Genomic DNA, 13,101 nt, shown 5'->3' on the forward strand with positions numbered 1-13,101 from the left:
CAGTAAATTGTGTTTTAACATTATGTCTACAATTAGCTTTATCAGATGCACTAATTTGAGTTTGTCCTAATGTTGAAACAGCAATCCCTACTACAAAAAAAACAATCAACAGTACAAAACGCTAACTGTGTGGTGATGGTGCCACCGAAAGAGTTCGCATTTAACGCTGAAACGGCGCAAGACAATGAGTTCCAGCACCAAGTCACCGAATCAACCAGTCAGGTTCGTGTTGCAGCTATGCAAGAGTTCAACACTATGGTTGCGTCGCTGCGTAAAGCCGGTGTGCAAGTGGTGGAGTTTGATTACCCGAAAGGGAAAGTTGAAACGCCCGATGCCGTTTTCCCAAATAACTGGTTTAGTACAACTGCCAACGGTGAACTGTTCACCTTCCCAATGGCCTGTAAAAACCGCCAGCACGAAGTAAAAACGGATGCGCTTTCTCAAGCCTTACAACAAGCGGGTCGCCACATTTCTCGTCAAGATACGCTAACTGACTATTTACAACAGGATGCCCACTTAGAAAGTACCGGCGTTATGGTTAAAGACCATGTAAACAAGACGATCTATGCGGCTTTGTCTCAGCGCTGTGATCGCGAAGTGCTTGAAGATTACGCTGAGAGAATTGGTTACGATCGCGTTGTCTCTTTTCAGACTGCATTGCCGTCAGGCAAACCGATTTATCACACCAATGTCATGATGGCGATTGGTGAGAGTTTCTGCGTTATCTGCGATGAGGTAATCCCCGAGTTCGAGCGTCGTTTCGTGATCAAATCTTTGGCGAAGGATAAGCAGGTCATTTCTATTTCACTCGATCAAATGAACAAGTTTTGTGGCAACATTTTACAACTTGAGACGGTTAACGGTGAGAAGGTGATTGCGATGTCTCAGTCTGCCTATGATGCGTTTTCTAATGCGCAGCGAGCACAGCTATCTAGCCACGGTAAATTACTTCCATTTAACGTAAAAACAATTGAAAACATCGGTGGTGGCAGTGTGCGTTGTATGTTGGGAGAAGTGTTTTTGCCAACACGTACTAACAATCTATAGCACTCCAATTGGCAGACAATAAAATGGGCACATTGTAGGTGCCCATTTTGCGTTTATCGTTACTGATAATATTGCTCTAGGTAGTCGTTGAGCTTATTAATATCAACGGGAACTATCTCAGAATGGTCAGCCCCTTTTTTGACCAGTCCTTCCTTAATCAGTTCATGGATGATGCGTGTGTAAGCTCTCTCGGTGCAGCCAAATCTTTGCGCTTCTTGATACATATAACTGTGTCCTCTAGCGCGAGTTTCAGAGGTAAAGCGAGCGATCAAATCCTTGATGATGTTGAACTTTAATGGATAGAGGGAACGTTCCATGGCAATGTGCATGGTGTTTAGGTAGATGTTTGACATGCGGTGGCTCATCCAGAATGCCACCTGCGCATCTTCCAGCAAAAACTCCGCGAACTTCTCTTTCGGTATCACAATTAGCTCTGCTTCATCTGTCGCGATGACACTAAAAGGGCTAGGTTTATCCGAGAAAAACTCCATTTCTCCAAAGAAGTTGTCTTCTAGGTAATAATCGCCAAGACTGAGGGTCTTGCCATTTTCTGCTGTGTGTTGCACTGAAAAGCGCGCGGCTTCGGTCCAGTAGACCTCATTGACTTCACTATGCTGACGAATGATGCAGTCGCCTTTATTGACTCGCAGGGATTTGTACTGCTCACGTTTCACTAGTTGGCGGAGCTTATTCAATCCGTCATGTAAAATTTTATTCTTATCCATAGTGAGTTTGCTTAGCTTTGCATTGATTTGGCTATTTTGGCGTGCGACCGGACAATTGTCGTGTTACATATCATCGCTAATCATATACCATGAGTTTTATCGTTATCAAAACAAATGATTAAGCGTAATGACCACCACTGAGATGCGTCAGGCTACGTTTATTCAATAAGCTGGAAAGTTAGGACAAAAACAGATGAACTATTTTGATCTCCCAAAAATTGATCTTCATTGCCACCTAGATGGTAGCCTTCGCCCGCAAACGGTTCTTGATTTAGCTGCTGAGAACAACATTGATCTTCCTAGCCAAAATGCTGAAGACATCAAGACAATGATGATTGCCCCGGAAACTTGTCCTAACCTGCAAGAGTACCTAGACCGTTTCGCTCTACCAATTAAAGTGATGCAGACGGCTGAAGCGATTGAGCGTATTTCGTTCGAGTTATTCGAAGACGCTGCAAAAGAGAATGTAAAGTACCTTGAAGTTCGTTTTGGACCTCAGCTTCATACACAGCAAGGTCTGACTTATGCTGAAATTATCGGCAGTGTGGTAAAAGGCATGAAACGTGCTGAAGCACAGTACGATATTAAAGGTAACTACATTCTGTCATTGGTAAAGCTGCTTCCGATTGACTCTGTAAACGACATTATTGATGCAGGCGCACCATTCTTAGGTAACGGGGTTGTCGCATTTGACTTAGCGGGTGCTGAACTAGACAACTTCGCTTCAGAGTATGCAGAGTACACGCAATACGCGCGTGACAAAGGCTACCGCATTACTATCCACGCTGGTGAGCAAGGTTGTGGTCAAAACGTGTATGACGCTATTGAGCTTCTTGGTGCCGAGCGTATTGGTCACGGTGTAGCAATCAAGGATCACGCAGAAGCTTACCAACGCGTGAAAGAAGATGTGGTTGGCCTTGAAGCTTGTCCAAGCAGTAACGTGCAAACTAAAGCGATCCCTGAGCTTAAGCAGCACCCACTGAAAGATTTCTACAATGATGGCCTAGCTGTGACCATCAACACAGATAACCGCACTGTGTCGAATACGACAATGACGGATGAAGTTCAAAAGGTGATGGAGCAGTTTGAGCTGAGTGCTGAAGACTACAAACACATCTATATCGCGAGTGTTGAGCAGTCTTTTGCAACAGATGAAGTGAAAAAGCACTTGATGCAATACGCTTAATCTCGTGTAAAGCGTATGACTGGTCTTGCTGACCATGAACAAATAAAAAAACCGCCCTTCTCATAGGGCGGTTTTTTATTGGGAGTGATTCTAGGTTTAAACGTCTTGGTTTGCTGCAAACTTTTCCAAGCCAAGGACTAAACCAATCGCACAAAGCATCAGTACGATAGCGATGCCAAGTTGAGCAGGCTGTGAGTTAAGCGCTTCGAAGTCTGATGGCATTAGATTGTGTTGTACCAACGGTACTTGCTCACCTTTAGAGTTGGTACGCCAGCTGATCGTCTCTTTCCAAGGCCAAATCTTTGGTAACGTACCAATCATCAAACCCGTTAAGAAGACTAAAGTAAGGTCACGGAAACGCTTTAGTAACCAGGATAGAACGTGTGAAAAGCTCAGCAAGCCAAACACACAGCCAGAGAGAAACAGCGCCAGTATGCCGATGTCGAATGACTTTACTGCGCCCAACACTGGTGTGTACATACCGATCAATAGCAGAATAAAGCTGCCTGAAATGCCCGGTAAGATCATCGCACAAATCGCAATGCCACCTGCAAGTAAGACATTGATGCTGGTCGGTTCAAGCTGGAGCGGGTTGAGCACCGTGATGCTGTAAGCGAATGCCACCCCGAGTAACAAGAACACCCATCGACTGACACTTCTTTGTTCAATCTGTTTGAGCATGTGAAAGACGGAGACCAAGATCAATCCGAAGAAGAAAGACCATAGTGGGATAGGGTGAGTTACCAAAAGCCATGAGATAAGTTTTGCCAGAGTAGCAATACTGGTCAGGACACCACCAAATAGTGAAATTAGGAAGAAGCCATTGATATGCTGGAATGCCGCTTTAAAACCTTCGCGTTTCCAGATGCCTAGCACTGAAGGATTAATACGTCGTATGCTCTCTAGCAGGGTATCGTAGATTCCAGTAATAAATGCAATGGTACCACCTGATACGCCAGGTACCACGTCGGCAGCGCCCATCGCCATGCCTTTTAGAAAAGTAGTAAGGTAGTTCATTCTTTTTGATGGATAAATTAACGTGGCTTGAGTATATCGACTCTGACGTAAAAAAAGTATGAAAATTCATTTTTGATAAATGTGTTTATAAGAATGTAGTTTAATATGTTTTTGCGAATATTTGCAAAATGCGATTTTCATATTGCATTTTAGGAGTGCCTATCGAGGAAAAAATGCGGTAAACAGCAAAAAAATGGCCGTTTAAAAGTTGGCACACTACATGCATTATATTAACTGACCCTTCTTAAGCCGAGGGTCACCTAGCCAACTGACGTTGTTAGTGAATAAAATTTGTTCACACTATATATAAGCCAATCGCACTCTTGCGGTTGGCTATTTTTTTGTTTGTTAGGTTGTCAATCCTTCCTCAGCGCTTTCCTTGCAACCTTTAATCTTACGCATGTTTAGAACGACTATTTGTTGAATTTTCACAGCTATGCTCGACAAGCAGGGCTAAGATTATTAATAATGTGCGCTTTCTTTTCGAAACCCTATGTCATTTTTATAGGGTCGACTGTTGAAACGAGCAACTTGAGGCTGTTTGTATAAGGACCATTTCAATAGATAAATGATGGATGTGAGCAACGCTCACCAGGGCTACTTTGGCTCTGAGCTCGTTAAGGAAGATGAGTGAATAACTAAAAAGAGGTTATATGAATCAGATAATTTCAGTTGGACCGCTAGAATCTTTCTTAATTGCGATCAGTGTTTTGTTCTTAGGGCACTTCGTTAACTCTAAGCTTCCAATTCTCAAGAAATTCAATATTCCAGAACCCATTGTGGGTGGCTTGATTGTCGCGGTCATTATCACACTGATGCACTTCAATGGCATCGATTTAGAGTTCTCGCTTCCGTTGCAAAAAGTCTTCATGCTGATGTTTTTCGCGACGGTTGGTCTAGCGGCCAACTATACGCAGCTAATGAAAGGTGGGGCTAAAGTCTTTATCTTTTTGGCGGTTGCGTCGTTCTACATCATTATTCAGAACGGTGTTGGTGTCACGTTGGCAACAGCGTTGGGGCTTGATCCCCTGATGGGATTGATCGCTGGCTCAATCACGCTGTCTGGCGGTCACGGCACAGGGGCGGCTTGGTCGCAGACCTTTACCGAAACTTATGGTCTGTCCAATACACTAGAAATTGCCATGGCATCAGCTACCTTCGGCTTAATTATTGGCGGTATTATCGGAAGCCCAGTCGCGCAGAAGCTGATCAATAAGAATGGATTTGAATCTGAGTACGGTACGGGCACGCAAACCCATGAACGCTTCCCAGAACTAGTGACGTATAACGAATACGAAGAAGATAAAGTGACCGCGAAGAAGGTGATCGAAATTCTCTTCATTCTTCTTATCTGTGTGACGGGTGCAAAATACTTAGAGCAATGGGTCAGCAGTTTCGAAGTGAGTTGGTTGATGATTCCTGACTTTGTCTACGCGCTGTTTGTTGGTGTCTTTATCACCAACATTCTTGAAGTGACCAAAGTACACAAAGTAGATGCGGAAACGGTCGATATTCTTGGTACCGTCTCACTGTCCTTGTTCTTAGCTATGGCACTGATGAGCCTAAAACTGTGGAATATCTTCGACCTAGCGATCCCATTCCTAGTGATTTTAGGTGTTCAGTCTGTTGTGTTGGGTATTTTTGCTTACTTCGTTACGTTCAAGGTGATGGGGTCAAATTATGACGCAGCGGTCATTGCTGGTGGTCATTGTGGCTTTGGCTTAGGTGCGACACCGACGGCGGTAATGAATATGGGATCACTAGTGAATCGATTTGGGCCGTCGCCTCAAGCCTTTATGGTGGTTCCAATCGTTGGTGCATTCTTTATTGATATCGTTAACCTTATTATCCTACAAGGGTACATTTCTTTTATTGGTTAACGAGCCCTTTATAGCAAAACGCCCCGTTCAGTGACGGGGCGTTTTTGTATGGGTTTGTTATGTCAATGAGCGCGTTATCTTAACGTCAGCTTGGTACCATTGAATTTGAGGTGACCCAACAGAAGCTTCGCGTTGTTTTTACCATGGTCAGTAAATTCCATGCCATAACGAGCGTAGTGCAGTGAACGCTGCAGGTTACACACTCGACCAAACAAAGGTTCAAAGTGAATGCCTTTTGCTGTGGTGATCTGCACATTCAATGAAACTTCATCCCCGACTTGGAATGGGCGACTAAGAGGCGGAGTGACGAAGCGACACCCTCCTTTTGACAAGTCTCTGATTTCACAGTCTAGCTTGTGTGAGTTACTCAATGCGCGTGCTGTCAGGTTTACTTCAAAGCGAGGCTCTTTTCTCAGCTGAGTCACTTGCATGGTTTGTGGGATAGACAGCGTGAGCAGAGGAACTGGGGATTTCGTAGCGTGTTGGATCTGGCTTCTAAAGTGGACAATTGCCCCTTCACCGCGCGGCGAAATCGCACGAACTGTTACCCAGAATCCACTTTGAAAAAAGAAGTTGAGATCGTCTTCGGAAACCTTAGGGAGTTCGACCAATACAAGGTTGTCGGAGTGAGTGCCGATAAACGAAGTCTTGCAACGAAATGTGGTGCCGACTGGGGTTGAGATACCCATGGTTAACTCACTGCCATGCTCAATCATGGACAAGGCGTCAGTACTGTTTAATGTTGACACGTTTCGATCGCTTGCAGCGCGACTTTGCTGTGCCTTTGGTGCCACCGCTTGGGTATTCATCTAGCCTCCGTTGACCCCACCATGTTATTGTTTTATCGGCAGGTTGGTATTGATATTTCGCATCTCAATTAAGAGAATGCGAATATTATAAATTTTATGTGCGCTTTGGTGTTTATTCAAACACCAATGTGCTTGATTAGTATGATCTAAGTAGCATTTTTAGGAGTCATCATGTCTCATGAGCTGATAATCGATGAAGCAAACTCACAGTTTCGGGTTCATTTAGAAGGTGATTACTACGCAATCGCTAAGTTTGAGCTAAAAGGCGAGGTGTACGCAATTACCTCTACTAAGGTGCCAGAAGCGCTACAAGGCAAGGGGTATGGCAAAGTGATGATGGAAGCTGTACTTGCTGAAGTAGACCAGCTTAACTGCAAAGTGGAGCCTATTTGTAGCTATGTTGTCCACTATCTTGAGCGAAACACACAATGGGCTCACCTGAAAGCATAAGATGAATCAGTATGATTATCAGGCTCTTGTTGAGTCATTAGGTTATCAGCAGCTAGAGTCTGTAGAAGTTCTGCAAACCTTGTGGGGCGGATATGGCGAATTGGTTCGTCTTTATACCGACAATAGCAGCGTCATCGTTAAACATATCTTGCTGCCTAAGCCCGAACACCACCCCAAAGGCTGGAACAGTGAACTTTCTCATCAAAGAAAACTGCGCTCTTATCAAGTTGAATTGAACTGGTACCAACAGAGCGCCAATCAATGTTTAGCTAAGGTGCCAAGAGCATTGAAAGTAGCAAAACACGATCAAGAACTGCTGGTCGTAATGGAGGACCTCAAACAAGCAGGGTTTTCTGAAGTGGTTAAGCAGGCAGAACCGCAGCACCTTGATTCGGCTTTGCGTTGGTTGGCTTACTTTCATGCTCAACATATTGGCGATAATGGAACAGGGCTTTGGGAGTCTGGAACCTATTGGCATTTGGCAACGCGTCCCGATGAGCTTGAGTCGTTAGATGACAAAAGACTAAAGTCCCATGCAGAGAAGATTGATCGAGTTTTAACTCAAACGCCTTATCAAACTTTGGTACACGGCGATGGTAAGTTGGCGAATTTCTGTTTTACGCCCGATGGGACTCAAGCGGCGGCCGTCGATTTTCAATACATAGGCCGAGGCTGCGCAATGAAAGATGTCGCGCTGTTTATGAGCAGTGCTATCGAACCAGAATATTGTGAAGAGCAAGAGGCTTGGGTGTTAGATAGTTACTTTAAACACTTGAGACTGGCGCTGAAAGAGCATCAGCCACAGCTTAATGTTGATGATGTTGAACAAGCTTGGCGACCAATGTTTGCGATTGCTTGGGCTGATTTTCAGCGTTTTGTGAAAGGGTGGAGCCCAAATCACTGGAAGATAAATCCTTACACAGAGAAGCTCACTTTACGGGCGTTGGAATTATTAAAGGCTTACCCATAGCGGTAAGCCTTCGTCTATTTAAACCTTGATTCGAGCCATATAGTAGGTGTTGATATACTCACCATCACGGAAAGAGCCAAATTTGGATTCACCTTCAATTTCAAAACCAAACTTTTTGTAGCAAGCTATTGCCCCTTCATTGTCGGTGTTGACCTCAATCTGCACTCGTTTTACTTGCAGCCAGTTGTCCGCAAGGTCTAACACCGTCTCGATCAGCCTACTGCCAACACCTAAGCCGTGAAACGCATCGTGAACACCAATGCCGAAGCTGGCGCAGTGCGCGGTTCTAGGTCTTTGTGAATGTTCAAAACCAATGTTACCGACCACTTTGCCGTCCACTTCTGCGACAAAGCTATAAACTCCTTGAGGCATGTTTTCCAGTCGTTGTGTCCACATTGCTACTGATGGTTTAGGTAGCTGGAGTGTTTCTCTTTGCGCTTTAGGTTGCGAAAAGATTTCACTTAATGCTGCCGCATCACTCACTTGTGTCGGACGTACTATTATTTCCATTATTATTGCCTCTCGACTGGTTGAACATAAAAACACCATAACGAGAAGTGATTAATATTTAAAGTATTGTTTTTAATATTTTTATTGAGCTAGTTGTTAATGCTGACATGTTGAGTGTTTTACGCTATTTATGAGTAGTGGGTATAAATTGTAAATAAGTTTGTGTCTAGGAGAACGGCGTTTTATCGTAACAGGATATTCACATAAGGAATTTAACATGAACCACTCTGCAAGCTGGAAAACGCCACAAAATTTCCTATTGCTTATCTCAATCGTTGTCCCGATCGCTTTCTCAAGCTGGATGGCGCTGCTTAATAACTTTGTTATCGAACGTGCGAACTTTGATGGCTCTGACATCGGCTTACTTCAGAGCGTGCGCGAAATTCCTGGTTTTCTCGCGTTTACAGCTGTTTTTGTACTGCTGTTTATTCGTGAGCAACGCTTTATGATCTTGGCGCTAGGCGCGTTGACACTCGGCACAGCAATCACCGGCTTCTTTCCTTCCCTTTTTGGTTTGCTGTTTACCACACTGCTCATGTCGACTGGCTTTCATTACTTTGAAACGCTCAAACAGTCGCTTTCTCTGCAATGGTTGAGTAAAGACGAAGCGCCGGAAATGCTGGGTAAGTTCATCTCAATTGGTGCGTTGGCTTCTCTCTTCACCTATGGCGCTTTGTGGTTCTGCCTAGAGATCTTGGTTATGGACTTCCAATGGGTTTACCTGACGTTTGGTGGAATAGGCTTTGTGTTGGTGGTCTGGATGGCGTTTGCCTTTCCTGAATTTGAAACCAAAGTGCAGCAAAACAAGAAGCTTGTGCTGAGAAAGCGTTACTGGCTCTACTACGCACTCACATTTATGAGTGGTGCTCGCCGACAAATCTTCACTGTGTTTGCTGGCTTCTTAATGGTTGAGCGCTTTGGCTACTCTGCAGCTGATATCACTATGCTGTTTTTGATTAACTACCTATTTAACTTCTTGTTTGCTAAGCGCATCGGCAAGTTCATCGGTAAGGTAGGTGAGCGCAAAGCACTGATGTTTGAGTATGTCGGCTTGGTTGGTGTCTTTGTTGGTTATGCATTAGTTGAAACGGCTGAATGGGCGGCGGCTCTTTATGTAATTGACCATCTGTTCTTTGCTCTTGCTTTGGCAATAAAGACCTATTTCCAAAAGATTGCAGATCCTGCGGATATGGCCTCTACCGCCGGTGTGTCGTTCACCATTAACCACATCGCAGCGGTCTTTATTCCAGTGACGTTTGGCTTTATTTGGTTGGTTTCCCCGTCAGCGGTGTTCTACATTGGTGCTGCTATGGCATTGGTGAGCTTAGTCTTGTCACTCAACATTCCAAGAACGCCTGAAGAGGGCAATGAAGTTCGAGTTCTTAAGTGGAGTTAATTGACCTTTAACAGTGTAGAAAGCCCACGAACAGTCCGTGGGCTTTTTTGTATAGCTTAGTGAGTTTTTTCTTAAGGGTTATCACTCAGCACTTTCTTGCTTCATCTCTTCAGTTAGTGTTTTGAATGCGGTTCTAACAGGAATCAAAATTTGAGAGAACAGAGCTAATCCCCAGAAGAAGTTGCCAATAAACGAAGGAACGAATCCCACAATGAGAAGGGTAAAGAACGCTAAACCAATACCGATGTAGCGTACTTTAGCGGTCGCAAAGCGGTGCGCCGTTCTTAGCTCAATAACTTCTTGGATTTTGAGAAGGCAATATAGATATGTCGCAAGTCCCAGACAGCCAAGCGTCGCATATTTCATCGGGTATTGCTCCATAAAGCTAACTTTTACTTCCGCTGAAAGAGCAACCCCAATGGCAACACATGAAAGCATTAAGACAAGATGAGAAATTGTCCACTTGATCAATGTCTTGGGCTGAGTATCGCGTGGCTTTCCGTTTCCAGCAAAGTCGAAGTAGATCCAACATAGAAGGAAGATGGACAACCCTCCGAATGCATAGTTGACGAAAATATCGCCGACAACGTTATCGATCCCTTTCTCTGCTAATGTGATGACAAGTTTGAAGAACCCTTCCCCCGCGACAATGAGCAGAAGTAACGCAAAGCGCTCTGCCATGTGTCCAAATCGAGGCAAGAAACGTTCATTGTATAAAACGCCTACCTTTGGTGCGATATAGAGCAACGCTTGCACAGCCATACCTGTAGCAAAGGCGATGTAACTGTATGGTTTTGGTAGTAAAGCACTGGCAATAAATATGATGGCGGCGAGGGCAAAGTTGAGTGATATGCGGCTTGGTAGTCGAGATTCGACTTCATCGAGCGTTTTAGCACGAAAATAAAGCCAAGACATGATTGCTCGGTTTATGGCGTAACCAATAGCAAAGTAGCCCCACCCAGCACCATCAATATGTACAATAGCAGAGGACATGATCATGATGGTGATGATTTGAGCGGCCATTATATAGCGATGCTGTACATCCGTACTTACATACATTGAGTTAAACAAGCTGAGATCAAACCATGCAAACCATATGACTGTAAAAAGTGCGGCAAAAACTAGGAACCCGGAAAAATCGAGGTGTTGACTAAGAAAATTACCGAGAACAAAAATCGCGACAACATGCGCGAGGTCGTAGAAGAGTTCAATCCAATGTACGTGATCACTGCTGGCATCCGCGTCTAGGTGATGTTTTGGTTTACGCCAAAGGGGGTGTTTTTTTGCCAAGTCCATGTGATGAGGCCTTAATTAAAGGGAATGTTAATCAAATTGTACTCAGTATAAATTGATTATAGAGAGCTTTGTATTGTATTTATTGAGGCTCAAGTTTTTCATATTTTACAGGTCACCAAAAGGTAACTACTTGAATAATTGACACTTAGTGCCTAACTTAATCTTGGTAGCTAAATGACGAACATACAAATTAGGAGTCACAATGAGCACTTCAGTTAAACTAAAAGCGGGTGATCAGTTCCCTCACCTTACTGCGACCAAGTTAGACGGAACGAGTGTTACCTTAGGTCAACCTCAAGGAGAGGCAACTTGGCAAGCTGTGTTTGTTTATCGTGGAAAACACTGCCCGCTTTGTACTAAATACCTGAATGAGATTGAAAGCTACAAACAGGCTTTTGTCGATGCGGGTGTTGATATCCTAGCGGTATCAGGTGACTCGAAGCAGCAGTTGGAAGAGCACATTGAAAAGCTCGACATTAGTTTCCCAATTGCTTACGGCCTGACAGAGAAACAGATGCAAACCTTGGGTCTATACATCTCTTTGCCTCGTTCAGAGCAAGAAACGGATCATAACTTTGCAGAGCCAGGCTTGTTCGTTGTGAATGAGAAAGGGGATTTGCACGTGGTGGATATCTCCAACAATCCATTTGTCCGACCTGAACTTGGAGCATTAACACGTGGCCTGTCTTGGATTCGTGATCCAAACAATAACTATCCAATTCGCGGGACAGCTGAATACTAACGGCTGAGGTGAGCTGGCATTAAAAAAGCAGGCCGTGAAATACGACCTGCTTTTTTGTTTTTATAGACCATTAAAACGTTGAGCGAGATACTCAACAAACGTTTTGATCTGACTAGGAATAAACTTTGATTGTGCGTATTGAGCAACGACTCGCCCTTGGTAGTTGCCCCCGACATGCCAATCTTTGAGTAGCTCAACGACTTCGCCAGAATCAATGTAAGAGCGAATGGCAAACTCTGGGAATACTGAAATGCCTACCCCTCTTAATACCGCTTCTCTTCGGATCTCACTGTGGTTCACGGTGAATGAACCGCTAACGTTGATGGAGATCTTTTTCAGGTTGTTGGTGAAGTCCCATACGCGGTCTCTAGGATTTTCGCCAAGGCAAATACAGTTGTGCTTGGTGATGTCTTCTGGGTGGATTGGTGTGCCATGCTCGCCTAAGTAGTCTGGACTTGCACACATGATCAAACGGCAATCTGCCAATCTTTTTGCAATCAAGCCTTCTGTGGGTTTGTCGGTGATATGAATGATGACATCGACTTCATCTCCAATAGGGTCGATATAGTGGTCGGCAACTTTGAGTTGCAGGGCAACATCAGGGTAGGCATCAATGAAGTCCAAAATCATTGGCATCAATACTTGTCGAGAGAGTGCTTTAGGCGCGGCGACTCTCAGTGATCCTGACACGATACTTTTATCAACTTGCGCTGCCGATACGGCCATTTTGGCGGAATTCATCATATCACTGCATAAGCTATACACTTCTTGCCCAGTGGTACTTAGGCGCATTTGCCGAGTGGTGCGCTCCAATAGCTTCTCTTCTAATGCATTTTCCAAACGGGTAATTGAGCGACTTACCGAGGATGGCGCAACGCCGAGTTTTTTCGCCGTCTGAGAAAAACTCCCTGATTCGACCACATGGACGAAGATCGCCATCTCCGAAAGCAGGGGAATGAGTCTATTTGTGTCCATCGTGCAAAAATCCTTTGCATTTTTACTATATTGTTTCGTTTAAGTTACTTATGGATACTAATTAAGTCAATAAATGGCAAGAACAGGGAAGAAATGAC

Annotated in this window: 13 protein-coding genes; 7 read left to right on the plus strand and 6 right to left on the minus strand. The window is 44.3% G+C overall.

Going from position 1 to position 13,101, the window contains the following annotated elements; genetic code table 11:
• Positions 1 to 69: 69 nt before the first annotated feature.
• Entirely contained in the window at positions 70 to 1,047 is a 978-nt protein-coding gene (locus F0231_RS00620) for an arginine deiminase-related protein (RefSeq protein WP_171757779.1), read from the plus strand.
• 59 nt (positions 1,048 to 1,106) lie between these two features.
• On the opposite strand, the gene F0231_RS00625 is transcribed toward F0231_RS00620, so the two are convergent.
• The gene (locus tag F0231_RS00625) at positions 1,107 to 1,772 is read right to left on the minus strand and encodes a Crp/Fnr family transcriptional regulator (RefSeq protein WP_171757780.1); all 666 of its coding nucleotides are present in this window, start codon (positions 1,770 to 1,772) and stop codon (positions 1,107 to 1,109) included.
• Between the two features lie 193 nt (positions 1,773 to 1,965).
• Between F0231_RS00625 and add the strand changes: the two genes are divergently transcribed.
• Positions 1,966 to 2,958, plus strand: coding sequence for an adenosine deaminase (add, locus tag F0231_RS00630; protein ID WP_171757781.1), 993 nt, complete (start codon positions 1,966 to 1,968; stop codon positions 2,956 to 2,958).
• A 96-nt stretch (positions 2,959 to 3,054) separates the two neighbouring features.
• Here the strand turns inward: add and F0231_RS00635 are convergent, their stop codons facing one another.
• On the minus strand, positions 3,055 to 3,975 hold the full coding sequence (locus tag F0231_RS00635; RefSeq protein ID WP_171757782.1) for a DUF368 domain-containing protein: 921 nt from the start codon (positions 3,973 to 3,975) through the stop codon (positions 3,055 to 3,057).
• Between the two features lie 653 nt (positions 3,976 to 4,628).
• Here F0231_RS00635 and gltS point away from each other — a divergent pair.
• A complete protein-coding gene (gltS, locus tag F0231_RS00640; RefSeq protein ID WP_171757783.1) occupies positions 4,629 to 5,855 on the plus strand; it encodes a sodium/glutamate symporter in 1,227 nt (408 codons plus the stop codon).
• A gap of 74 nt (positions 5,856 to 5,929) precedes the next feature.
• On the opposite strand, the gene F0231_RS00645 is transcribed toward gltS, so the two are convergent.
• Positions 5,930 to 6,664, minus strand: a complete 735-nt coding sequence (locus F0231_RS00645; protein ID WP_171757784.1) for a flagellar brake protein — start codon at positions 6,662 to 6,664, stop codon at positions 5,930 to 5,932.
• Between the two features lie 171 nt (positions 6,665 to 6,835).
• Between F0231_RS00645 and F0231_RS00650 the strand changes: the two genes are divergently transcribed.
• Both F0231_RS00650 and F0231_RS00655 read left to right on the plus strand, forming a co-directional pair.
• Positions 6,836 to 7,114 carry a GNAT family N-acetyltransferase gene (locus F0231_RS00650; RefSeq protein ID WP_171757785.1) on the plus strand — a complete coding sequence of 93 codons (279 nt, stop codon included), beginning with the start codon at positions 6,836 to 6,838 and terminating at the stop codon, positions 7,112 to 7,114.
• 1 nt (position 7,115) lies between these two features.
• Positions 7,116 to 8,084: a phosphotransferase gene (locus tag F0231_RS00655; RefSeq protein ID WP_171757786.1), complete on the plus strand. Its 969-nt coding sequence runs from the start codon at positions 7,116 to 7,118 to the stop codon at positions 8,082 to 8,084.
• Between the two features lie 18 nt (positions 8,085 to 8,102).
• Here F0231_RS00655 and F0231_RS00660 read toward each other — a convergent pair whose 3' ends face one another.
• Complete coding sequence (locus F0231_RS00660; RefSeq protein WP_171757787.1) at positions 8,103 to 8,594, minus strand: GNAT family N-acetyltransferase; 492 nt, start codon at positions 8,592 to 8,594, stop codon at positions 8,103 to 8,105.
• 217 nt (positions 8,595 to 8,811) lie between these two features.
• Here F0231_RS00660 and F0231_RS00665 point away from each other — a divergent pair, with 217 nt between their 5' ends.
• Positions 8,812 to 9,990 (plus strand): MFS transporter, encoded by a 1,179-nt coding sequence (locus tag F0231_RS00665; RefSeq protein WP_171757788.1) that lies wholly within the window; start codon positions 8,812 to 8,814, stop codon positions 9,988 to 9,990.
• Positions 9,991 to 10,071: 81 nt separating this feature from the next.
• On the opposite strand, the gene F0231_RS00670 is transcribed toward F0231_RS00665, so the two are convergent.
• Positions 10,072 to 11,286, minus strand: coding sequence for a low temperature requirement protein A (locus F0231_RS00670; RefSeq protein ID WP_171757789.1), 1,215 nt, complete (start codon positions 11,284 to 11,286; stop codon positions 10,072 to 10,074).
• Positions 11,287 to 11,488: 202 nt separating this feature from the next.
• Between F0231_RS00670 and F0231_RS00675 the strand changes: the two genes are divergently transcribed.
• Positions 11,489 to 12,028, plus strand: coding sequence for a peroxiredoxin family protein (locus F0231_RS00675; RefSeq protein ID WP_171757790.1), 540 nt, complete (start codon positions 11,489 to 11,491; stop codon positions 12,026 to 12,028).
• A gap of 60 nt (positions 12,029 to 12,088) precedes the next feature.
• Here the strand turns inward: F0231_RS00675 and F0231_RS00680 are convergent, their stop codons facing one another.
• Entirely contained in the window at positions 12,089 to 13,003 is a 915-nt protein-coding gene (locus tag F0231_RS00680) for a LysR family transcriptional regulator (RefSeq protein WP_171757791.1), read from the minus strand.
• Between the last annotated feature and the right edge of the window lie 98 nt (positions 13,004 to 13,101).

Source organism: Vibrio sp. RE86 (assembly GCF_013114545.1).
Taxonomy (GTDB): domain Bacteria; phylum Pseudomonadota; class Gammaproteobacteria; order Enterobacterales; family Vibrionaceae; genus Vibrio.

What these genes read in the sequence shown, in the direction of transcription:
- F0231_RS00620 (WP_171757779.1), top strand. Translation starts at nt 70, where the DNA reads ATGTTGAAACAGCAATCCCTACTACAAAAAAAACAATCAACAGTACAA.
- F0231_RS00625 (WP_171757780.1), bottom strand. Translation starts at nt 1,772, where the DNA reads ATGGATAAGAATAAAATTTTACATGACGGATTGAATAAGCTCCGCCAA.
- add (WP_171757781.1), top strand. Translation starts at nt 1,966, where the DNA reads ATGAACTATTTTGATCTCCCAAAAATTGATCTTCATTGCCACCTAGAT.
- F0231_RS00635 (WP_171757782.1), bottom strand. Translation starts at nt 3,975, where the DNA reads ATGAACTACCTTACTACTTTTCTAAAAGGCATGGCGATGGGCGCTGCC.
- gltS (WP_171757783.1), top strand. Translation starts at nt 4,629, where the DNA reads ATGAATCAGATAATTTCAGTTGGACCGCTAGAATCTTTCTTAATTGCG.
- F0231_RS00645 (WP_171757784.1), bottom strand. Translation starts at nt 6,664, where the DNA reads ATGAATACCCAAGCGGTGGCACCAAAGGCACAGCAAAGTCGCGCTGCA.
- F0231_RS00650 (WP_171757785.1), top strand. Translation starts at nt 6,836, where the DNA reads ATGTCTCATGAGCTGATAATCGATGAAGCAAACTCACAGTTTCGGGTT.
- F0231_RS00655 (WP_171757786.1), top strand. Translation starts at nt 7,116, where the DNA reads ATGAATCAGTATGATTATCAGGCTCTTGTTGAGTCATTAGGTTATCAG.
- F0231_RS00660 (WP_171757787.1), bottom strand. Translation starts at nt 8,594, where the DNA reads ATGGAAATAATAGTACGTCCGACACAAGTGAGTGATGCGGCAGCATTA.
- F0231_RS00665 (WP_171757788.1), top strand. Translation starts at nt 8,812, where the DNA reads ATGAACCACTCTGCAAGCTGGAAAACGCCACAAAATTTCCTATTGCTT.
- F0231_RS00670 (WP_171757789.1), bottom strand. Translation starts at nt 11,286, where the DNA reads ATGGACTTGGCAAAAAAACACCCCCTTTGGCGTAAACCAAAACATCAC.
- F0231_RS00675 (WP_171757790.1), top strand. Translation starts at nt 11,489, where the DNA reads ATGAGCACTTCAGTTAAACTAAAAGCGGGTGATCAGTTCCCTCACCTT.
- F0231_RS00680 (WP_171757791.1), bottom strand. Translation starts at nt 13,003, where the DNA reads ATGGACACAAATAGACTCATTCCCCTGCTTTCGGAGATGGCGATCTTC.